This is a genomic window from Nocardia sp. CA-120079, from assembly GCF_050955745.1.
Lineage (GTDB): Bacteria > Actinomycetota > Actinomycetes > Mycobacteriales > Mycobacteriaceae > Nocardia.
Window position 1 is genome coordinate 697371 of record NZ_CP192088.1, and the last position, 21238, is coordinate 718608.

Annotated in this window: 23 protein-coding genes and 1 riboswitch; of the genes, 16 read left to right on the forward strand and 7 right to left on the reverse strand. The window is 66.0% G+C overall.

The features are described from left to right. Positions 1-23 precede the first annotated feature (23 nt). From ACQPYR_RS03295 to ACQPYR_RS03305, 3 genes are all read left to right on the forward strand, one after another. Positions 24-590, forward strand: a complete 567-nt coding sequence (locus tag ACQPYR_RS03295; RefSeq protein WP_433627429.1) for a TetR/AcrR family transcriptional regulator — start codon at positions 24-26, stop codon at positions 588-590. Positions 591-685: 95 nt separating this feature from the next. Beyond that, on the forward strand, positions 686-1630 hold the full coding sequence (locus ACQPYR_RS03300) for an ATP-binding cassette domain-containing protein (protein WP_433627432.1): 945 nt from the start codon (positions 686-688) through the stop codon (positions 1628-1630). Further along, on the forward strand, positions 1627-2388 hold the full coding sequence (locus tag ACQPYR_RS03305) for an ABC transporter permease (protein ID WP_433627434.1): 762 nt from the start codon (positions 1627-1629) through the stop codon (positions 2386-2388). Before ACQPYR_RS03300 ends, ACQPYR_RS03305 begins: the two co-directional genes overlap by 4 nt. Here ACQPYR_RS03305 and ACQPYR_RS03310 read toward each other — a convergent pair. Then, positions 2372-5656 carry a BTAD domain-containing putative transcriptional regulator gene (locus ACQPYR_RS03310; protein WP_433627436.1) on the reverse strand — a complete coding sequence of 1095 codons (3285 nt, stop codon included), beginning with the start codon at positions 5654-5656 and terminating at the stop codon, positions 2372-2374. The genes ACQPYR_RS03305 and ACQPYR_RS03310 overlap by 17 nt on opposite strands. Before the next feature lie 297 nt (positions 5657-5953). Between ACQPYR_RS03310 and ACQPYR_RS03315 the strand changes: the two genes are divergently transcribed. The 4 genes from ACQPYR_RS03315 to ACQPYR_RS03330 are packed head-to-tail and all read left to right on the forward strand — an operon-like array spanning position 5954 to position 8225. Next, positions 5954-6598, forward strand: coding sequence for a hypothetical protein (locus ACQPYR_RS03315; RefSeq protein ID WP_433627439.1), 645 nt, complete (start codon positions 5954-5956; stop codon positions 6596-6598). Positions 6599-6624: 26 nt separating this feature from the next. Then, positions 6625-6762, forward strand: coding sequence for a hypothetical protein (locus ACQPYR_RS03320; RefSeq protein ID WP_433627441.1), 138 nt, complete (start codon positions 6625-6627; stop codon positions 6760-6762). A 3-nt stretch (positions 6763-6765) separates the two neighbouring features. Next, complete coding sequence (locus tag ACQPYR_RS03325) at positions 6766-6966, forward strand: ferredoxin (protein WP_433627443.1); 201 nt, start codon at positions 6766-6768, stop codon at positions 6964-6966. A 47-nt stretch (positions 6967-7013) separates the two neighbouring features. After that, the gene (locus ACQPYR_RS03330) at positions 7014-8225 is read left to right on the forward strand and encodes a cytochrome P450 (RefSeq protein WP_433627445.1); all 1212 of its coding nucleotides are present in this window, start codon (positions 7014-7016) and stop codon (positions 8223-8225) included. On the opposite strand, the gene ACQPYR_RS03335 is transcribed toward ACQPYR_RS03330, so the two are convergent. Then, on the reverse strand, positions 8192-8680 hold the full coding sequence (locus ACQPYR_RS03335; RefSeq protein ID WP_433627448.1) for a hypothetical protein: 489 nt from the start codon (positions 8678-8680) through the stop codon (positions 8192-8194). The genes ACQPYR_RS03330 and ACQPYR_RS03335 overlap by 34 nt on opposite strands. 374 nt (positions 8681-9054) lie before the next feature. On the opposite strand from ACQPYR_RS03335, the gene ACQPYR_RS03340 reads away from it, so the two are divergent. Together ACQPYR_RS03340 and ACQPYR_RS03345 are read left to right on the forward strand one after the other, a co-directional pair. Next, positions 9055-9798: a hypothetical protein gene (locus ACQPYR_RS03340; protein ID WP_433627450.1), complete on the forward strand. Its 744-nt coding sequence runs from the start codon at positions 9055-9057 to the stop codon at positions 9796-9798. 169 nt (positions 9799-9967) lie between these two features. Next, the gene (locus ACQPYR_RS03345) at positions 9968-10627 is read left to right on the forward strand and encodes a hypothetical protein (protein ID WP_433627453.1); all 660 of its coding nucleotides are present in this window, start codon (positions 9968-9970) and stop codon (positions 10625-10627) included. 117 nt (positions 10628-10744) lie between these two features. Here ACQPYR_RS03345 and ACQPYR_RS03350 read toward each other — a convergent pair whose 3' ends face one another. The 3 genes from ACQPYR_RS03350 to ACQPYR_RS03360 form a co-directional block, all read right to left on the reverse strand. Beyond that, on the reverse strand, positions 10745-11959 hold the full coding sequence (locus ACQPYR_RS03350; protein ID WP_433627456.1) for an O-succinylhomoserine sulfhydrylase: 1215 nt from the start codon (positions 11957-11959) through the stop codon (positions 10745-10747). Then, the gene (locus ACQPYR_RS03355; RefSeq protein ID WP_040686280.1) at positions 11956-12372 is read right to left on the reverse strand and encodes a rhodanese-like domain-containing protein; all 417 of its coding nucleotides are present in this window, start codon (positions 12370-12372) and stop codon (positions 11956-11958) included. Before ACQPYR_RS03355 ends, ACQPYR_RS03350 begins: the two co-directional genes overlap by 4 nt. A gap of 14 nt (positions 12373-12386) precedes the next feature. Continuing rightward, positions 12387-12503, reverse strand: a riboswitch (SAM riboswitch). A 65-nt stretch (positions 12504-12568) separates the two neighbouring features. After that, positions 12569-13024, reverse strand: coding sequence for an Rv0361 family membrane protein (locus ACQPYR_RS03360; protein ID WP_433627459.1), 456 nt, complete (start codon positions 13022-13024; stop codon positions 12569-12571). Positions 13025-13379: 355 nt separating this feature from the next. Here ACQPYR_RS03360 and ACQPYR_RS03365 point away from each other — a divergent pair, with 355 nt between their 5' ends. Together ACQPYR_RS03365 and ACQPYR_RS03370 are read left to right on the forward strand one after the other, a co-directional pair. Next, positions 13380-14795, forward strand: a complete 1416-nt coding sequence (locus ACQPYR_RS03365) for an FAD-dependent oxidoreductase (protein ID WP_433627461.1) — start codon at positions 13380-13382, stop codon at positions 14793-14795. 124 nt (positions 14796-14919) lie between these two features. After that, on the forward strand, positions 14920-15792 hold the full coding sequence (locus ACQPYR_RS03370; protein WP_433627464.1) for an amidohydrolase family protein: 873 nt from the start codon (positions 14920-14922) through the stop codon (positions 15790-15792). Between the two features lie 7 nt (positions 15793-15799). On the opposite strand, the gene ACQPYR_RS03375 is transcribed toward ACQPYR_RS03370, so the two are convergent. Further along, entirely contained in the window at positions 15800-16282 is a 483-nt protein-coding gene (locus tag ACQPYR_RS03375) for a DUF456 domain-containing protein (RefSeq protein WP_433627466.1), read from the reverse strand. Positions 16283-16427: 145 nt separating this feature from the next. Between ACQPYR_RS03375 and ACQPYR_RS03380 the strand changes: the two genes are divergently transcribed. The 4 genes from ACQPYR_RS03380 (at position 16428) to ACQPYR_RS03395 (ending at position 18832) form a co-directional block, all read left to right on the forward strand. Beyond that, complete coding sequence (locus tag ACQPYR_RS03380) at positions 16428-17171, forward strand: SDR family NAD(P)-dependent oxidoreductase (RefSeq protein ID WP_433627469.1); 744 nt, start codon at positions 16428-16430, stop codon at positions 17169-17171. Between the two features lie 86 nt (positions 17172-17257). Further along, on the forward strand, positions 17258-17704 hold the full coding sequence (locus tag ACQPYR_RS03385) for an RpiB/LacA/LacB family sugar-phosphate isomerase (RefSeq protein WP_433627472.1): 447 nt from the start codon (positions 17258-17260) through the stop codon (positions 17702-17704). Between the two features lie 40 nt (positions 17705-17744). After that, a complete protein-coding gene (locus tag ACQPYR_RS03390) occupies positions 17745-18383 on the forward strand; it encodes a DJ-1/PfpI family protein (protein ID WP_433627474.1) in 639 nt (212 codons plus the stop codon). Then, the gene (locus ACQPYR_RS03395) at positions 18380-18832 is read left to right on the forward strand and encodes a MarR family winged helix-turn-helix transcriptional regulator (RefSeq protein ID WP_433627477.1); all 453 of its coding nucleotides are present in this window, start codon (positions 18380-18382) and stop codon (positions 18830-18832) included. The genes ACQPYR_RS03390 and ACQPYR_RS03395 overlap by 4 nt, the downstream gene beginning before the upstream one ends. A 27-nt stretch (positions 18833-18859) precedes the next feature. Here ACQPYR_RS03395 and ACQPYR_RS03400 read toward each other — a convergent pair whose 3' ends face one another. Beyond that, positions 18860-19657, reverse strand: a complete 798-nt coding sequence (locus ACQPYR_RS03400; RefSeq protein ID WP_433627480.1) for an HAD-IIA family hydrolase — start codon at positions 19655-19657, stop codon at positions 18860-18862. Positions 19658-19993: 336 nt separating this feature from the next. On the opposite strand from ACQPYR_RS03400, the gene fgd reads away from it, so the two are divergent. Further along, on the forward strand, positions 19994-21004 hold the full coding sequence (fgd, locus tag ACQPYR_RS03405) for a glucose-6-phosphate dehydrogenase (coenzyme-F420) (RefSeq protein WP_433627483.1): 1011 nt from the start codon (positions 19994-19996) through the stop codon (positions 21002-21004). The last annotated feature ends 234 nt before the right edge of the window (positions 21005-21238 follow it).

Below are 21238 nucleotides of genomic sequence, written 5' to 3' on the forward strand. Positions count from 1 at the left end.
GTCAACGCTCGTAGACTGAGCCCATGAATTCTCGCCCTCTCAGCCGCGCCGAGCAACGGCAGAGCACACAATCCCGGATCCTGGATGCGGCCCGGCGGTTGTTCGCAGAGGCCGGCTACGACCGGGCCACGATTCGCGCGATCGCCGCCGAGGCGCAGACCGATCCCGGACTGGTGATGCGCTATTTCGGGTCGAAAGACAACCTCTTCGCCCAGGCTTCGGGTTTCGAACAGGAAGACCTGGTGACCGGTACCCCCGAAGAGGCGGCCGGCCAACTGCTCGCGGCCCTCGAAACCAAGCTCGCCCAGCAGCCCACCGACGCGCTCGCCGCGATCCGGTCCATGTTCACCCACCCCGACGCCGCCGCCGAAGTGCAACTCGCCATGGTGTCCCGGCAGCGGCAAGCCGCCGAGCACTTGGCCGACGACGATGCGGACCTGCGCGCCGGGCTCATCGGCGCGATCACTATCGGCACCGTCATCGGCCGGCATTTGCTCCAGCTCGACGGACTGCGTGACGCCCCGCCCGAGCGAATCACCGCACTGCTGCGCCGAGCCTTCCTCGACATCGCCTGCGGCCCGACGGCCTAACCCTCGAATCCGAGCTGACCAGGTCGGACACCGTGTCAGCGGACGTGTCAGGTCGGTGTCAGGTCAGTATCAGGCCGGCCGATGACAGTCGTCGCATGACAACTTCAGCGATCGCGGCTTCCGGGCTGCGAAAGGCCTACGGGGACAAGGTCGTCCTCGATGGCATTGATTTGAATATCGGTGCGGGAACGATCTTTTCGCTGCTCGGTCCGAATGGGGCGGGCAAGACGACGACAGTGAACGTCCTGACCACGCTGTTGAAGGCCGATGCGGGCACGGCGCAGGTCGCCGGGCACGATATCGCGTCCGAGACCAAGGCGGTGCGCGCGGCGATCGGGGTCACCGGCCAGTTCGCGGCGGTGGATGATCTGCTGACGGGGGAAGAGAACCTCCAGCTGATGGCGGATCTGCACCGTCTGCGGGGCCGCGAGGCCGAGCGGGCGGTCACCGAGCTGCTGGAACGATTCGATCTGGTGGAGTCGGCGCGAAAGCGGGCAGCGACCTATTCCGGCGGTATGCGCCGGAAGCTGGATCTGGCGATGACGCTGGTCACCAGGCCGGAAATCGTTTTCCTGGACGAGCCGACCACAGGGCTGGATCCGCGTAGCCGTCGCACGATGTGGGAAATCGTGCGGGATTTGACGGCCGATGGTGTGACCATCTTCCTCACCACCCAATACCTCGAGGAAGCCGATCAGCTGGCCGACCGGATCGCGGTGCTCGACCAGGGTCGGATAGTCGCCGAGGGCACTCCCGACGATCTCAAGCGCCGGGTACCGGGCAGCCACATCCGGCTCCGGTTCCGCACTGTCACGGAACTGGATGCGGCGGCGGGCATCCTGCCCGGCTCCACCCGCGACGACGAGGCTCTGACCTTGCGGGTGCCGGGCGACGGCGGCACGAAATCATTGCGCCACCTGCTGGATCGGCTCGCCGAAATCGCGATCGAGGCCGAGGAGGTCTCCGTCCACACCCCCGACCTCGATGATGTCTTCCTTTCCCTGACCGGTCACGCGACCACGGAGGCCAACGCACAATGAGCACCATTACCGCACCGCTGGCCGATTCGACGATCATGCTGCGGCGCAACTTCAAACACATCGCCCGGACCCCGGTCACGGTATTCAACGCGGCTCTGATGCCGGTCGTGATGATGTTGATCTTCGTTTACGTGTTCGGCAGTGCCTTCGACGTCGGCGAACACTACATCGATTACGCGACACCGGGCATGATCCTGCTGGCCATCAGCTACGGATTGTCGGGCACCGCGGTATCGGTGAGCTCCGACATGGCGAAGGGCATCATCAACCGGTTCAAGGTCATGGATGTCTCCCGTAGCGCCGTACTGACCGGTCACGTCGTGGCCACGATACTGACCAATGCGGTAGCCATCACGGCCGTTATCGGTGTGGCCTTCGCGCTGGGGTTCCGGCCGCCCGCGACCGCGCTCGACTGGCTCGGCGCGATCGGCATCATGGCGGCGACGTCCTTCGCGGCGTCCTGGCTCACGGTCGCGTTGGGCATGGCTGCGAAAACTCCGGAATCCGCGGGCATGGGCGTGGTGCCGCTGATCATGCTGCCCTTTGTGAGCAGCGCGGTCGTGCCTGCCGACAAGATGGGACAGGGCGTGCGGCAGTTCGCGCAGTATCAGCCCTTCACGCCGATCATCGAAGCATTGCGTGGATTTCTCGACGGTCACCCGTCGGGCGGCTACACGGCGGCGGCGCTGGCCTGGTGTGCCGGGTTCGCCATCGTCGGATACCTGTGGTCACGTGCCACGTTCAACAAGCGAGCGTAGTCGCGACCAGTTCACGCCAGTCCGCCTGTGCCCCCTCGGTCATCGCCTCGGTGAAGCGCGCTTCACCGAGGCGATGTCGTGCTGTCTGCTCGATGCGGGCCGCATCCGGTTGGGAACGATCGGGCAGTCCGCGTACTCCGGCACTCGCCGCGAGCAGGCGGGCGGCCTGCTCGATGTGGTCGGCACGCAGCGCCAGATCCGCGATTCCGACGAGTACCTGGGCGATGAGGGGCGCGTATCCCGCCTCGGACGCCGCCTCGAAGGCCGCTGCGTATTCTTCGCGGGCTTCGTCGAGACCGTCGGCGAGGTAGCCGAGCAGGTTGTGTGTCACCGCCCTGATCTGCGCCTGCTGCGCATCGCTGCCCAGCGCGGTTGTCGCGACGTCGATCTGCCGGTATGTCTGCTCGGTGTCGCCGCTCCACCGGGCCAGTTCCGCCTGCTCCAGCGCCAGAACAGCCAGTGTGTTCGGCCAGGCGGACTGATCCGCGCACCGCTGCGCCTCGGCCATGGCCGCCGCGCTCGCCTGCGTATCACCAAGTAGCCAGTGCAGCTGCGCCTGCCGCGACCGCATTCGGACGACATCGTCGATCGTGCCCACCTCGGTGACCACCGCGATCGCCTGATCGAAATACCCACAGGCAGTGGCGAATTCGCCGCGCACGGCGATTCGATCCGCCAGCTCGGTCAGCGCGAACGAAATCCCCCAGCGCTCGCCGATGGCCCGGAACTCGGCCAGCGCGGTCTCGAGATACTCGTCCGCCTCCCGCCCGTCCTGGCCGAGCACGATCCGCATCCTGCCGAGGAGCAGCCGGGCCAACGCACGCACCCAGGGGTCGTCATGGGCGAGCAGCGGTTCGAACGCGGACAGATACTGGTCCGGCCCCTGCAGCATGTGTTCCAGCGCTGCGGTGAACGCCAGCAGGGGGTAGCGGGACCGACTGCGCAGGCTGAACCGGTATGCCTTGTGGATCAATTCGTCCACCTGGCGCTCGTCATTGGGTCCGGAGGACATGAAGTGCACGATCAGCCCGTACACGATGGCCAGGGACTCATCGTCCACCTCGCCGGGCAGATCGGCGGCCGCGGTGATCAGCTCCATGCCCTCGGCCTTGTGCCCGCTGAGCCACCAATACCAGCCCGCTGCCGCCGCGAGCCGCATCGCTGCGGCCGCGTCCCCGGCCGCGAGCGCGCCACGCATCGCGACGGCGATGTTGTCGTGCTCGGCCTCGAGGGTGGCGAGCCACTCCAGTTGGTCGGCGCGGCGCAGGTGCGGCTCCGCGCTCGCGGCGAGTTCGGTGACGTACGAAAGATGTTCTCGGCGTACAAGTTCCGATTCCCCCGACGCCGCGAGCCGCTCCCGGGCGTACTGCTTGATCGTGTCGAGCATTCGATAGCGCAGCCCGCCGGGCGAGCCGGCGGGCGGAGCACTGTCCTGCACGGAGAGCAGCAGTGATTTCTCGGTCAGCGCGGTCAGCAGCTCCAGTACCTCCCACCGCTCGACCGCCGTGTTTTTCCCGCCCACCTGCCCTTCGGGCCCGCTCCCCGTGTTCTTCCCGCCCTGCCCTTCGGGCCCGCCGCCAGTGTCCGCGCAGACCTGTTCGGCCGCTTCCAAACTCGCGCCACCGGAGAACACCGCGAGCCTGCGCAGTACCATCCGTTCGGCGTCGGTGAGCAGCTCCCAGCTCCAGTCGACCACCGCTCGCAACGTCCGGTGCTGCGGGATCGCGGTACGGCTGCCGCCGGTCAGCAGGCGGAACCGGTCGTCGAGGCGGTTGGCGAGCTGATCGAGGGACATGGTGCGCAGTCTGGCCGCGGCCAGCTCGATCGCCAGCGGTATCCCGTCGAGCGCACGGCAGACGCGCGCCATGGTCGACAATGTGCGGGCATCGGCCGCGAGATCCTTGTGCACCGCACCGGCCCGGTCCCGCAACAGCTGAACGGCGGAGGAGGATTCGATTTCGCCGGGGTCCGCGTCCTCGGCGGGCAACGCCAGCGGCACGACCTGCCATAACGCCTCGCCCGTGATGCCGAGCGGTTCCCTGCTCGTCGCGAGGATCCGCAGCCGCTGACATTCCCCGAGCAGCCGGTGGGCGAATGCCGCCGCGGCGTCGATCACGTGTTCACAGTTGTCCAGGATCAACAACGTCTCGCGCTCGCGCAGCGCCGCGATGAGTCGATCCAGCGGTTCCGCATTCGGTGCGGCGCCGAGCAGCGCATCCCGCAGCCCGAGTGCGGCGATCGCCGATTGCGCGATGTTTTTCCCGCCCCCCTGCCCTTCGGGCCCGCCCCCTTTGTCACCGCTCGTGCCGACGGACGCCAGTTCGACCAGCCAGGCCCCGTCCGGCAGGTCGTCGAGCAGGGTCCGTGCGGTTTCCAGGGCCAGCCTGGTCTTCCCGGAGCCACCGGGGCCGGTCACCGTGGTGAGCCGATGTGCCGCAATGAGTTCGCGCACCGCGGCAATGTCCCCGTTCTTGCCGACGAAGCTGGTCAACTCGGCCCGCAGGTTCGTCTTGCGGTCGTTGTCCTTGGCTCCGATTTCGCCGCGCAGCAGCGCAACGTGCAGTGCGGAGAGTTCCGGTGCGGGATCCACGCCCAGCGTGTCGGCGAGTGCTTCCCTGGCATGTTGGTACACGACCAGTGCTTCGGCACCACGACCCGCGGCGACCAATGCCCGCATCAGCGCGGCGACGAGCCGTTCCCGCACCGGATGCCGGGCCACCAGCTCGGTCAGCTCGGCGACCAGCTCCGCACCCCGGCCGAGACGGATCTCCGCTTCGTACAGATCTTCCGTTGCGGCCAGGCGCAGCCCCTCGAGCCGGGTGATCACCGCGTCGGCGGCTGCACTGTCCTGCACACCGATGTCCTGCAGTAGTGGACCGCGCCACAGGTCGAGGGCCTCGCGCAGCAGCTCGGCCTGTTGCGCGTCGGCACCGCCGCGGGCCCGGTCGAGAAGCTTTTCGAACCGCACGGCGTCGACAGCGTCGGATGCCACCGCCAGCCGGTATCCGCCCGTCTGCACGTCGAGCGACCCGTCCGGCAGCACCCTCCGCAGCCGGGAGACCAGTGCCTGCAAGGCGTTCGCCGCGTCGGAGGGCGGCTGTTCACCCCAAATCCAATCGACCAGCGTGGCTTTCGGGACCGCGCGGCCGGGTTCGAGTGCAAGGGCGATCAACAGCGCCCGCAACCGGGTGCCCGGTACCTCGATCAATCCGCCGTCGTCTAGTCGGATTTCGAGCGGTCCAAGCATTCCGATCTGCACCCGGACCATTTTGCCGTGAACGAGAGATCAGCGCGGGCCGCCCCTCGGGTAACGACGCTTCGATGGCGGAACACGCTGCGGGGCAGGCGATTCGCTGCCGCCGATCGCGCGAAATGCGGCCTTGTCGCGCGTGGACCGGTGCCGGTCCGTCCCTCCTTGTCGGCTGTGACCAGGCCGAACACCGTGTCAGTGCGCATGTCAGATCGGTGTCAGGTCGATGTCAGCGGGGCTCGCGACAGTGTGCATGTCAACAAACACCGGCTGGGTCCGCTGACCCGGCCCACACACCACGCAGGAGTAACAGCCATGACTACGTTCCAGACCCCGGAACCGATCGTCGTCACCGTCGAGGTCCTCTCCGGCAACGTCACGGTCATCGCCTCCGACCGCACCGACACCATCGTCGCGGTCCGGCCGGCCGATGCGTCCAAGAAGGGTGACGTGCGCGCCGCCGAGCAGACCATGGTCGATTTCGTCGCGGGCACCCTGACCGTGAAAACGCCGAAGGATTGGCGGACCTACACACCGTTCGGCGGCAATCCGTCGATCGATGTGACCATGGAGGTACCCACCGGCTCCCGGCTCGAGGGCGCCGCCGGTGTGGGCCGATTGCTTGGCACCGGCGAACTCGGCCAGTGCGATCTGGAGATCGCCGCTGGCGACATCATCGTCGAGCGCCCGCTCGGTTCGGTGACCGCGAAGGCCGCCAAGGGCAATATCCGCATCGGCGAAGCATCGCGCGGCGTGCTCCGGCTGGAAACCGCCATGGGCGAGCTGGAGGTAGGCATCCATCCGGGCTGCGCGGCCCGGCTGGAAACCAACGCCCAGTACGGCACCGTGCAGAACCAGATGCAACCGGTCGGCCGGACGGAGCACAACGAGGACACCGTCCAGGTCTATGCGCGAAACTCGTACGGCAACATCATCATTCGGCACGCTATCACCGCCTAGTGCCCCGGCCCGGCGAAAGTGTTCATGTGAATAGTTCAGCGACTTCGGCCTCTGGACCGCGGAAGGCATACGGGGACAAGGCGATCCCCGATGGCATCGAGCCGCGCACCGACGCGCTGATCTACGGCGCGCCCTCCTTCCCGGTCACTTGGAACAAGGGATAACCAATGGAACTCGAAGTGGACCGGGAGCGCTGCATCGGCGCAGGCATGTGCGTGCTGACCGCCCCTGGAGTGTTCGACCAGGACGCCGCGGACGGCCGGGTGGTGCCGCTGGACCGCACACCCGCGCCCGAGCGGGAAGCGGCTGTCCGCGAGGCCGCCGAAGTGTGCCCATCCGGCGCGATCAGCCTCGTCTCCCGCGATTAGCGCCCCTGCTTCCCAACTTTTCTCTACTACCTGATCAGGAAAACCCAATGAGTGAAACGGTTCCCGTCCCCCACGGCCTGCCCATGGAACGCAACGCGGGCCCATTCGACCCGCCTCGCGAAATCACCCGGCTGCGCGAGGCTCGCCCGGTCAGTCCCCTCGTCTTCCCCGACGGTCACGAGGGCTGGTTGGTCACCGGCTACGAGGAGGTCCGCCAGCTCATGGCCGACACCCGATTCAGCTCCCGCCAGGACATCGGCATTGTCCACGTGCCGTACGAGACCCCCGGCATGCCGGTCGCTACCGAACCTTCCCCGCAGATTCCGGGCTTGTTCGTCGCCATGGACCCGCCGGCCCATACCCGGTTGCGGCGCAAGCTCACCGGCGCCTTCACCGTCAAGCGCATGAAGCAGCTCGAAGCGCACATCATCGACATCGTCGAGCGGCAGCTGGACGAGATGGCAGGCCTGACCCCGCCGGTCGACCTGGTCAAGGCGTTCGCGCTGCCGGTGCCCTCGCTGGTGATCTGCGAACTGCTCGGTGTTCCCTACGAGGACCGGGACACCTTCCAGGTCAACTCCGCCAAGTTCCTGGTCAAGGACCAGGCGCTCGACGAGAAGATGGCCGCGTACGGGGCGATGACCATGTACCTGGCCGGACTTGTCACGCGCAAACGCGCCGAACCCGGCGAGGACATCCTGTCGGACCTGGCCCGCGATGACGACCTCACCATCGAGGAGCTGACCGGCATCGCCTTCCTGCTGCTGCTCGCGGGGCACGAAACCACCGCCAATATGCTGGGACTCGGCACCTTCGCGCTGTTGGAGCACCCCGAGCAGCTGGCCGAACTGCGCGCCGACCCGGAGTTGGTGCCCGACGCGGTCGAGGAGCTCATGCGCTACCTGTCCGTTGCCGATATCTTCTACCGCTACGCCACGCAGGACATCGAACTCGGCGGCCGAACGATCGGCAAGGGATCGACCGTAGTTATCTCGCTGTTGGCCGCCAACCGCGACGCCCGGCGCTTCCACAACCCCGACACCCTGGACATCCACCGCAGGGCGCGCGGTCTGGTCGCCTTCGGCCACGGCATCCACCAATGCCTCGGCCAGCAGTTGGCCCGCATCGAAATGCGCGCCGGTTTCGACGGACTGCTGCGTCGTCTCCCGACCCTCGAACTCGCCATCCCCGCCGAGGAGGTGAAGCTGAGGACCGACATGAATATCTACGGCGTCCACGAACTGCCGGTCACCTGGTGACCTTGCCCCGGAAGTGGCTCGAGTCCGTCGGGGGTGTACAGACGTACCGCTCGAACCGCGGCGGCGACCGCTACCAGCGGAGGTATGCGGTGGCCGTAGCCGCCGTCCGCCGACCACGCGAGGCCGAGTCCCGAAACGGGGGGTAGGGGCCATACGGCTCGGCCGACGTGGAGCACCGCCCCGCAGTGTTGGAGGTACTCGATGGCCCGGTCGGCTTTGCTGATGCCGGTGACGAGCCGGATTTGGCGCCCGACCGGACCACCGATGGCGATGGTGGGTCCCGATAGGCCGTTGTCCTGGAAGAACAACTCCACCCCGATTCGCAGTGGGGCGGGTAGCTCGATTCCGGCCCGTTCCGCTCCGAACGTCACCACGAGCGTGTCGTCGGTGTGGCTGATCGACCAATCGAACCGGTTGGCCATGGCGGCGGGTTCGGCGGCGGCCGTGGATGTCATCGGATTCTTCGGTGGCGCAATCAGTGTGTACTCCCTTTTCGAGCATCGACAGTGTTCGGGGAACGCACATATGCCCAGACGTCGTTGGTGGGATGCCATATCGTTACGCCGGCCGATCGGTTGGGGGAGGGCATCGGGCATTCGTTTTGCCCAAGGTCTGCTGTCTGGGGTCCAGGTTTTGTTCGGGCCGATGTCGTGGACCGGAGGACCGGTTTCGGCTGGGGTCTTCGAGATCGAGCAAAAGGTAGCCACGAACCAATCGCTTGGCTTGTAGCGAATATCTAGCTATCAGACGGGCTGTTGGAGAAAATTTAATTAAGATCGATCCGGTAAATCTGTGAACAGGGCGTATCTCACGGCTAGAGTCCATGGCTATGACCGATGTGCAAGTAGACGGCGGGTATGCCTTTTCGCGTGATATGTGGGCAACTGAACGGTTATGGCTGTCACGGTCCGTGCGGACCATCCTCGTCGGACTCGCCGGCCAACTGAGCGGGCTCGGACCACAGGCCTGGACTCGCTATGAAGACGGTGAGCTGGAATTCGTGCAGGCGCGTGAGTTCCAACTGGCCCTGCTGCGAGTGCACAGTGTGCTCGCGAACGAGATCGACGCCGGGATGTTGGAAGCTGCCGCGGCCGCCCTCGACCATACGGCTGGGCTGGGCGACGTCGCCTCCGTCACGGGCCTGGACCGGGCGCATACCTATCAGCGCTGGGGCACCCTCACCGCGGTCGGTGAACGTATTGCGCTCATCATCTCGCAGCCGTGGCCGGATGCCGGGCCGTCTGCCATCCGGTCTCCCGACGCGCTGTACGAGCGAGATCGGCGATGGTGGCGGGTGAGCAGCGCCGCGAGACGCAACGCCCATTACGCCATCGTTGTCGTCGACCGACTGGTCCAGCGGGTATACGCGATCGATCCGGACGGTTGGCAACCGGATTCCACCGGAACACGGTGGGAGTTCCGAGCACTCGGTTCCGAACCGCTATCGCAGATCCACGTGGACCGTGCATACCGGAAGGGCCACCTACCGGTCCGATTGGGCGACCCGTATCCCGCCCGGCTGGATCGCGCGTGCGTCCCCAGCTACTTCTCGGATGGGCACGATGGCGACTGACGCGCCTACAGCGATGCCATCCCCCGTTTCGAGCTGATCGAGGCCTTTCCCAACCTCTTCGGTACCGAACCCAATTGGCTCGGGACCGGAATGCCCTGCAATGAAACGACGATCGGGATGCGCGGGCACATCTCGCATGCCTGATCCATGAAATAGAAAAGGACATTTCGTGATCGAAACCTCGCGCATCGCGGCGATCGGTATCGCATGCGTTGCAGCAATCGCCCCGGTAACCGCTCACGCGGAAGCATCCGCCGAACATGACATCGAGTACAAGGTCACCTCGGTGGAACGTGTCGTGACAACCACGCTATCGGGAGGGACCTTCGTACTCGACCACGATCACAGCTCGTTCACGATTCGCGATGAGAGCGGCGCACCCGTGCTGGTCGTGCCAACGCGAATCACCGTGGGCGACAAGGTGCTCACAGTCGACTCCGCACTCAGCAAAGACGCGAAGGAGCTGCGGTTGACGCCCGGTGAGCTGCGACCCGCCGCCACGCCGGTCGCATCGCCCGTCGAGAACCAGGCTGCGATGGCGGAGTTCTCGACCCGATTGGGGCTCGCCGCCACGCTCGGCACATTCGTCGGCACCGTGATCGGCCTGGTCGCCGGGGGCGTTACCGGCTGCATTGTGGGTTTGCCGCTGTTCGCGGTCGGCTGCATACCCGCCGCGATCGCCGGTGCGGGGATCGGCGGCATTCTGGGGACAATTGTTGCCGGGGGACCGGTCCTGATGCTTTCGGCCGTGGAGCTGATCAACACGCTCAACGCGCCCGACGGTACGACTAAATGGGCGCAGAACTCTTCTCTGAAACCTGCGAATTAGGTGATCAGCAATGCGGCGCGAATGAGCGCGCCGCATCCCCGATCGCGGCGGCCGGCGCCGGAAACCACCCACCGGCCAGCCGACGCCACACCGGCGTCACCACACAGCCTCATACATCTAGCTCAGCGCATGGTCCAGATCGCTCAGCAAATCCTCGACATCCTCCAGCCCAACCGAGATGCGGACGACACCGTCGGACAGGCCGATGGTGGCGCGGCCTTCGGGGCCCATGGCGCGGTGGGTTGTGGTGGCGGGGTGGGTGATGAGGGTTTTGGAATCGCCGAGGTTGTTGGAGATATCGATGATGCGCAGGCGGTTGAGGACCTCGAAGGCCCGCTTCTTGGCCTCGGCCTCCGGCGCGTTCAGTTCGAAGGTGACCACGGTGCCGCCGCCGCTCATCTGGCTGGTCGCCAGGTCGTACTGCGGATGCGATTCCAGGTACGGATAGCGCACCCACGAGACGGATTTGTTGCCCTCGAGGAAGCGGGCGATGCGCAGCGCGGATTCGGTCGAGTGACGCACGCGCAGCGGCATCGTCTCCAAACCCTTGAGCAGGGTCCATGCGTTGAACGGGCTCAGCGCCGGACCGGTATGGCGCATAAGGTTTTTCACCGGACCGTCGATGTAGTCCTGGGCGCCGAGGATCGCACCACCGAGCACCCGGCCTTGACCATCGATGTGCTTGGTGCCCGAATACACCAGCACATCCGCACCGAGTTCGAAACCGCGCTGCAGCAGCGGCGTGGCGAAGACGTTGTCCAGTACCACTTTCGCGCCCGCGGCATGCGCGAGTTCGGTCACCCGGCGCACGTCGACCAGGGTCTGCATCGGATTGGCCGGTGTCTCGAAGAACACGGCCTGGGTCGGCACCGAAAGCGCCTGCTCCCACTGATCCAGATCATCGCCGTCGACGAAGACCGTCTCCACCCCCCAGCGCGGCAGAATCTCGTTGCAGACCACGAAGCACGAGCCGAACAGGCTGCGCGCGGCGACAAGTCGATCGCCCGCGCCCAAAAGCGCACCGAGCGAGGTGAATACGGCCGACATGCCGCTCGCGGTAGCGAAACATGCTTCGGCGCCGTCGATCAGGCGCAGCCGCTCCTCGAACATGGCGACCGTGGGGTTGCCGTAGCGGGAGTAGACGAAATGCTCGATATCGCCGGTGAACGCGGCCTCGGCCGCCTCGGCGCTCTCATAGACGAAACCGGACGACAGGTACAGCGCCTCCGCGGTTTCCTCGAATCCCGAGCGGCGCAGGCCACCGCGCACGCCGAGCGTCGCGGGACCGACGCCTTCGGGCAGCGGCTTGTCGAACGAACCGCCGGTGATCATGACTGCCGCCAGGGCAGGCCGATGGCGCGCCAGCCGGAGCCACCGCGATGTCCGAGCTCATCGATCGGGCCTTCGAAGCCCTCCAGCACATTGAACGACGGGGCGATGCCGGCCCCGGTCGCGGCGACCGCCGCACCGATGGAACGCTGTCCGGAGCGACAGAGGAAAACGACGGGCGCAGCCGGATCACGACCCTCCAGCGCCTTGGTCAGCTGCTCGACGAACTCACCGTTGCGGGCGCCATTGCTGTCTACCCATTCGATCAGCACCGTCGGCCGTTCGATCGAGGTCGTATCCGGCACACCGACGAAACGCCATTCGGCCTCGGTGCGCACGTCTACCAAGACAGCTTCGGGATTGTCCTGCAGCAACTCCCACGCCTGCTGTGGGGTGATGTCACCGGCATATGTCATGTGATCCTCCTGTGAATCCACGCTTGCCGCACCTGGGTTTCGGTACACGGCCAGGTCGTCACCCGGAGCACCCCACCGCGGAGGAGGGTTGCCGACCAGCCAGCCGGGGCTTGGCGCTGGTACTCATGACCTGAAAATGAGATTGCCTGGGTAGGGGCCGCCATGTCAAACCCCATTTCGCACCGCGCACAAGGAATCAACCGCAGACGATCCACCGGTCTTGGGAGCGGGTCAGATTCCAGGTTGCCGGGGTCTCCCGGCCCTCGACCGCGATGGTCACCGTCGCCTTGGCCTTATCGCCGTCGACCATCGCATTCTCAATCTTGGTCACCTTGATCGACTTTCCGGCCGCGGCCCCGCCGAACTGACCAGCGAGCGGCGTCTTGCTCTCGTCGAAGCCCGGACAGGCCACGCCCGGCGGCGGCGTGTTGTCGGTGGTGGCGCGGGCCTCCGCGTAGCGCTGCACCGCGGCCGCGATCTTGTCCGATTCTGTGACATTTTTCTCAGCGGGCGAAAGCACCGCACCGAGCACGATCGCGACCAGCACGACAGCGGCGAAGACGGCCGCCGCGATGAACGGCGCGATGGAGCGACGATCGGTCTGATCGACCTCGATTACGGGTTCTTCATCGGTGCCCTGCTGCTCTGTCATGGGTCGATCATCCCTGGTGGACGGCGGTATCCGGCATTCGGCCCCGGAACCTGCGCCGCGCGGATTTGATAGATGTGCGCAGAGCGGGTAGTCACGGTAGGTGGGCCGGGGCAGCAAACGCCCGGTGTACGCACCGCCGCAGGGGGCGCGCTGTGCCACCGATAGAATCGCGAGACTGCGGCGTGGCTGTCATAGCCGAGATGGCCGCCTGTTCGCATCAGCAGATGCGATCGAGAGGGTGCGTCAAGTTAGCCTAAGCTAAGACTGACGCCGTTAATGTTTTCGACCATAAGGGTGCGCGTAAAAGATGACCGAACAGAGTGCTGAGTCGACTAGCGGTGCGCACGGGCCCTCCGTGGTTACGCAAGCTGCCTCCTCCAGGCCTGACGCGCACACCGCGGGGCCTCGCCCGCTTCGCATCGCGATCGTGGGCGCGGGACCGGCCGGAATCTATGCCGCCGACGCGTTGATGAAGTCCGATGCCGAGGTGAGCATCGACCTGTACGAGCGCATGCCCGCGCCGTTCGGGTTGATCCGCTACGGCGTCGCGCCGGACCATCCGCGCATCAAGGGCATCATCACCGCCCTGCACAAGGTGCTGGACAAGCCGCAGGTTCGCCTGCTCGGCAATATCGACTACGGCACCGACATCACCCTCGACGATCTGCGCACGTTCTATGACGCGGTGATCTTCTCCACCGGCGCCAACGCCGACCGCGCGCTGCCCATCCCCGGCATCGACCTGGACGGCAGCTACGGCGCCGCGGACTTCGTCTCCTGGTACGACGGCCATCCGGACGTGCCGCGCACCTGGCCGCTGGAGGCGGAGAAGGTCGCGGTCCTCGGTGTCGGCAATGTCGCACTCGACGTGGCGCGGGTGCTGGCCAAGACCGGCGACGAACTGCTGCCGACCGAGATCCCGCCGAACGTCTACAACGGTCTGCAGGCCAATAAGGCCGTCGAGGTGCACGTCTTCGGCCGCCGCGGCCCGGCGCAGGCCAAGTTCACCCCGCTCGAGCTGCGCGAACTCGATCATTCCCCGACCATCGAGGTCATCGTCGATCCCGAGGACATCGACTACGATGAGGGCTCGGAGGCCGCGCGCCGGCACTCCAAGCAGGTCGACATGATCGCCAACACCCTCGAGCAGTGGGCCATCCGCGATGTCGGTAACCGCCCGCACAAGCTGTTCCTGCACTTCTTCGAATCCCCGGCCGAAATCCTCGGCGAGGACGGCAAGGTCGCGGGCCTGCGCACCGAGCGCACCCAGCTCGACGGCACCGGCAATGTCAAGGGCACCGGCGTGTTCAAGGACTGGGACGTCCAGGCCGTCTACCGCGCCGTGGGCTACCTGTCGCAGAACCTGACCAACCTGCCGTTCGACGATCAGGCCGGTGTCGTTCCGAACGAGGCCGGACGCGTCCTGGCCGACGAGGACGCCGACGGTGCGGACCGCTATCTGCCCGCCACCTACGTCACCGGCTGGATCAAGCGCGGTCCGGTCGGCCTCATCGGCCACACCAAGGGCGACGCCAACGAGACCGTTGCCTGCCTGCTCGACGACAGCGTGAATTTCACCCCGGCCGCGAAGCCGGACCTGGATGCGGTCACCGAATTCCTGGAGAGCAAGGGCATCCCGTTCACCACCTGGCAGGGCTGGTACCGCCTCGACGCGCACGAGCGTGCCCTCGGCGAGCCGGAGGGCCGTGAGCGCGTCAAGGTCGTCGAGCGCGAGGACATGCTGCGCGCCAGCGAGCCGCACAAGGTCTAGTGCGAACGCCACAGGGGGTGACGCTCACCTCCTGTGGTTCTCGACAATCCGACACGGCTGCGGCAGCACAAAATCTGTCGGGTCTGCCGCAGCGGAAATTCCGTCTCTGAGGCATTCTGTACAAGTGTTCGATGCCCATCTCCACATCTTCGACCCGCGGTTCCCGCTGGCCGAGAACGAGGGCTACCTGCCCGACCCGTTCACCATCGCCGATTATCGAAAGCGTATGTCGCGCTTCGATGTCAGCGGCGGCGCCGTGGTCAGCGGATCCTTCCAAGGCACCGACCAGACCTATCTGAAAGCGGCGCTGGCCGAGCTCGGCGCGGGGTGGGTCGGCGTCACCGCGCTGGACCCCGACGCCACCGACGAAGAGATCATCGAACTCGACCGGATCGGCGTGCGTGCGCTGCGGTTCAACGTCAAACGCGCGGCCCCGGATATCACCGCGATGACGCTGCAGGCATTGCGCGCGCACGACCTCGTCGGCTGGCATGTCGAGGTGTATATCGACGGCAACATGCTCACCTCGATGCAGCCGGTGATCTCGAAGCTGCCGGTTTTCTCCATCGACCATCTCGGCATGTCCGAGGAGGGTCTACCCTATCTGCTGGATCTGGTGGATCGCGGGGCGCGGGTGAAGGCGACCGGCTTCGGTCGGGTGCATATGAAAGTGGCCGATACGTTGCGCCGGATCCACGCGGTCAATCCCGAGGCGCTGATGTTCGGCAGCGATCTGCCCGGCACCCGCGCGGGGCGACCGTTCCGGGATTCCGATGTCGATCTGATCTGCGATGTAGTGGGCACTGATATGTTCAAGGTGCTGGAAGACAATGCGCGGGCGTTCTATCGACTGCCCGCCCGCGAGCGGGCGATCCAGGCCGATCCGACGCCGACCCTGCCGATCCACCGCACCGAGCAGCCGACCCTGCCGCTGCGGCGCGATGAACTACCGAAACTCGAACCGGCCGATACGATTCCGTTCCACGCCATCGAGTGAGTGCGACTCAGCTCACGATGGCACCGATGACCCACACCCCGGTCGCCAGCAGCGCACCGAAGAGTTCGATGAGCATCGACAGACCCACACCCTTGAGCGCGTGAACCGTTGCCTGCCAAGCGGGTTGGTTGTCGCGGAGTCGCTGTAGCTCCGAAAGGTATACGCCCAGAACGAATCCCACGAACAACCCGACCACCGGGATGATGAAGAAGCCGACGATGCCGAAGATCGCGCCGATGAACAGCGCGCGATTGGATACGCCCGCATCCTTCATCTTCCGGCCCGGCCAGGTGTATTTGATGACGCCGGACAGCACCAAGAACGCTGTGCTGATTGCGAATACGATCCACGCCGTCGCGCCCCCGGTCATGAACGCCCACACGGCAACGGCCCCGAAGATCAAAATGACCCCCGGCAGTATCGGAACGATGATCCCGACCAGCCCGACCAGAATTACCAGGCCGACAACGACCTCACCCCAAGCTGACATTGCCGGTCCCTCCGCTTTCCGCGTTTTGTCACGCTGCCAGGATTCTGGCCTATTCGCCGGGTGGGTGCACAGTGTCGCTTCCCGGCGTTTGTGAGGCCGCTCACAGGTTGTCACAGCGCGAGCGGGCGGGTGCGTCTTAGTGGGCATGACGAACACAGAACAGACCACAGTGTTGATCACCGGAGCCAATAAGGGACTCGGTCTCGAAGCGGCGCGGCGGCTCGGGGAACAGGGGTGGACGGTCTTCCTCGGCTCGCGCGACGCGGCTCGCGGACAGGCCGCCGCGGAAAAACTCACCGCTGAGGGGGTGAACGTCGTGCTGGTGCCGCTGGATGTGACCTCGGAGGAGTCCGTGTCGGACGCGGTACGGCTGGTGCGCGAGCACACCGACCGGCTGGATGTGTTGATCAACAACGCTGGTGCGCCGGGGAATATCGTCGCGCCCGCGGACGCGACCGCGGACGAAATCCACTCCGTCTACGACACCAACGTGTACGGACCGATCAGGGTCACGCATGCGTTTCTGCCGTTGCTGCAGGCGGCGGACAATCCGCGGGTGGTGATGGTGTCGAGTGGCGGCGGTTCCTTCGCGGTCGTGACCGATCCGGAGCACCCCGTCTCGAAGATGCACGAGCTCGCCTACAGTTCGTCGAAAGCGGCGCTGAACATGATCACCGTGCGGTACGCCCAAGCGCTGCCGAAGATCAAGTTCAATGTCGCGACTCCCGGTGAAGTGGCGAATCGTAAATTCGCGGCCACCGATATGAACAATCACACCGGTCAGCTCACGGTCACCGAGGGCACCGACTCGATCCTCGAACTCGCGACGATCGACGCCGACGGGCCGAGCGGGATCTTCATCGATCGCCTCGGCCCCGTCGGCTGGTGACCAGTGCGGTGGCCTGTCCTCGGACCGAGGGCAGGCCGCTCGCGGTTTTCCGGGCTGTGCGGTGGGGGCGTTATTACGCTTGGGGTATGCGAATTTCGGTTGCGGCGGATGAGCGGGTGGGGGTGGCCGAGGAGCTGGTGGTTGAGCTCGGGCGGCGGGGGTTCGAGACATTGGTGCATGGGGCGCTGTCGGATAGTGAGCGCGACGACTGGGCTTGGGCCAGTGAGGCGGCGGCGCGGGATGTGGCCGAGGGGCGGGCGGAGCAGGGGGTGGTGTGCTGTTGGACGGGGACCGGGGCTTCTATTGCCGCCAACAAGGTGGCGGGGATCCGGGCCGCGCTGTGTGGTGATGCGGTGACGGCGGCTGGTGCGCGGAAGTGGAATGACGCGAATGTGCTTGCGCTGAGCCTGCGTTCGACTTCCCGGGCCGAGCTGACGGAGATCCTGGACGCGTGGTTCGGCGGTGAACCGAGTGCTGATGCGCAGGACCACGCCAATATCGCGCATCTGGCGAAGATCGAACGCGGACACTGAGGCATTGACAGTATGCTGTCAAATATGACAGCATACTGTCATGCCCACGAAGATGGTTCACACCGCCGTTTACGACACGCTCGCCGACTGGGAGGTCGGTGCGGCGACCGCGCATATCAATCGGCCCAGCTGGCAGAAAGCGCCCGGAACGTTCCGGGCGCAGACAGTTGGACTCACCGCCGATCCGATCATCACGACGGGCGGGATGCGGATCGTGCCGGATATGGTGCTCGCCGATCTCACGCCCGCCGCAAGCGCGATGCTGATCCTGCCCGGCGCCGATACCTGGGAGACCGGCGAACTCGTGCCCTTCGTGCACAAGGCGCGGGAGTTTCTGGATGCGGGGGTTCCGGTCGCGGCGATCTGCGGTGCCACCTTCGGATTGGCGAAGGAAGGGCTTCTCGATAACCACGCCCATACCGGTGCGGCCGCGGAATACCTTGCCTACAGCGGATATTCGGGCGGCGATCGTTATCTGGACCAGGCGGCGGTACTGGACGGCGATCTCATCACGGCGGGCCCGACCGCGCCCTTCGAATTCGCCCGTGAGGTGCTGCGCAGGCTCGATGTCTATGAACCGCATGTGCTGGACGCGTGGTACCGCTTGTACGGCCACAGCGATCCGGCGGGCTTCGCCGCACTTTCCGAGTACGAGGCGCAGCGGGTCGCCACGGTATGAGTGACACGCCCGAGCAGGAACTCTTCGCGACGGTCGCGATCACCTCGTTCCAGCTGAACGGTCAATTCCTCGCTATCGCAGAGGAATTGGCCGCTCCGGGGGGAATCACGGCGGCGTGGTGGCAGGTGCTCGGCGCGGTGCTGCGCGAACCGCTGCCGGTGGCCGGAATCGCCCGAGCCATGGGGATCACCAGGCAGAGTGTGCAACGCATCGCGGATCTGTTGGTGGACAAGGGACTTGCCGAGTATCAGCCGAATCCGGCGCACCGCCGGGCCAAACTCGTTGCGGTCACCGACGCGGGTCGCGAGGCGATCAAGCGCATCAATCCGCAGCACAGGGTCATGGCGAAACGGCTCGCCGATGAACTCGGTGCCGAGCAATTCGCGCTGACCGCTCAGGTCATGACGCGACTTTCCGCTGCGCTCGACGCCATTACCGACCAGGCCTGATGACCGGCTGACCGACTTCCGCGCGCGTCAGGCGAAGGGCTTGTCGGTTCGACCGACCAGGTCGGCAACCGAATCGACGACCAGGGTCGGGCGGTAGGGGAACTGCTCGACCGACTCGCGAGTGGAGATGCCGGTGGTGACCAGTACGGTCCGCATGCCCGCCTCGAGACCCGAGACGATATCGGTGTCCATCCGGTCGCCGATCATCACCGTCGACTGGGAATGTGCGCCGATCCGGCGCAGTGCCGAGCGCATCATCAGCGGGTTCGGCTTGCCGACGTAGTACGGCTCCCTGCCGGTCGCGCGGGTGATCAGTGCGGCCACCGAGCCGGTCGCGGGGAGCAGACCCTCGCGGGAGGGGCCGGTCGCGTCCGGGTTGGTGGCGATGAAGCGCGCACCCCGGTCGACCAGGCGGATCGCGGTGGTGATCGCTTCGAAGGAGTAGGTGCGGGTTTCGCCGAGCACCACGTAGTCCGGATTGCTATCGGTCAGCACATAGCCGATTTCGTGCAGCGCGGTGGTGAGTCCGGATTCGCCGACCACGTAGGCGGTTCCATTGGGGCGCTGGTCGTTGAGGAAGGTCGCGGTGGCCAGCGCCGAGGTCCAGATCGCCTCCTCCGGAATATCGAGTCCGGTGTGGCGCAGGCGGGCCTGCAGATCGCGCGGCGTGCGGATCGAGTTATTGGTGAGCACCAGGAACGGGATCTCATTGCCGCGCAGCTCGGCCAGGAACTTGTCGGCACCGGGCACCAGATGGTCTTCGTGCACCAGCACCCCATCCATATCGGTGAGGTAGGACAGGATCGGTTCATCTGGTGTACTCACAAGCCAATTGTCGGCTATCCGCCTATCCACCGTGCGAATACCAGTCCCGATGCGACCATCCCCACATCCGGTGGGCATCCCGCGGACGGTATGTGATGCCCGCCGGCTATGCGATGGCCCAGGTGCGACCCGGCACACCTCGTCGAATGGCGCTGACTATGGTCGAGGGGAGGCCGTGTGAGAACCGATCGCGCAGCGCTCAGGTAGGCCGATGGGCTCGGGAACTCCCGTGTCGCCCTTGCGGTTGTACCGGGATGCGGTCGCGGGATTCAGGCGGCCGACGGTGCGCGGAACCTCCCGCACGGACCGTTGAGCGAAGCGACAGGAGTGGCGCATATGGGTGATCTCAAGCTCGGATACAAGGCGTCGGCGGAACAGTTCGGACCGCGGGAATTGGTGGAAATCGCGGTGGCGGCCGAGGAACACGGCCTCGACAGCGCAACGGTGAGCGACCATTTCCAGCCGTGGCGGCACAAGGGTGGGCATGCGCCGTTCTCGCTGGCCTGGATGGCCGCGGTCGGTGAGCGCACCAAACGCATCCAACTCGGCACCTCGGTGCTCACCCCGACCTTCCGCTACAACCCCGCCGTGATCGCGCAGGCCTTCGCGACCATGGGTTGTCTGTACCCGAACCGCATCATGCTCGGTGTCGGCAGCGGTGAGGCGCTCAATGAGATCGCCACCGGCTACACCGGCGAATGGCCGGAATTCAAGGAGCGTTTCGCTCGGCTGCGCGAATCGGTCGACCTCATGCGCGCGCTGTGGACCGGTGAGCGCACCGACTTCGACGGCGAGTACTACAAGACCGTCGGTGCCTCGATCTACGACGTGCCCAAGGGCGGCATCCCGATCTACATCGCCGCGGGCGGACCGCTGGTCGCGCGCTACGCGGGCCGCGCCGGTGACGGTTTCATCTGCACCTCCGGCAAGGGCATGGACCTCTACACCGAGAAGCTGATGCCCGCCGTCGCGGAGGGCGCCGCCAAGGCCGGACGCGCCGTCGAGCAGATCGACCGGATGATCGAGATCAAGATCTCCTACGACACCGATCCCGAACTGGCACTGGAGAATACGCGCTTCTGGGCCCCGCTCTCGCTGACCGCCGAACAGAAGCACTCGATTACCGACCCGATCGAAATGGAGGCCGCCGCCGACGCCCTCCCGATCGAGCAGATCGCCAAGCGCTGGATCGTCGCCAACGATCCGGACCAGGCCGTCGAACTGATCAAGCCCTACCTCGACGCCGGCCTCAACCACCTGGTCTTCCACGCCCCCGGCCACGACCAGTCCCGCTTCCTCGACCTCTTCCAGCGCGACCTGGCCCCCCGCCTCCGCGCCCTGGGCTGAGCCGCAACCGCACCGGCCGCGTATCGACGGGCCCATCCGCCGATGCGCGGTCGGACATGGCAGTGCGGCGGTTTCGGGGCTCGAGCCGCCGTGTTCTCGGCTGTGCCGAGACTGGTCTGCGGTCGGCCAGCTCAGGCGAAATGCTCGATCGAGGCGAGTCGGATGATGGCCGCGATGAGTCCTGCAACGACCATTCGCGACTCGCCCCGGCGCGCTGAGCCGATGCCCGCAATC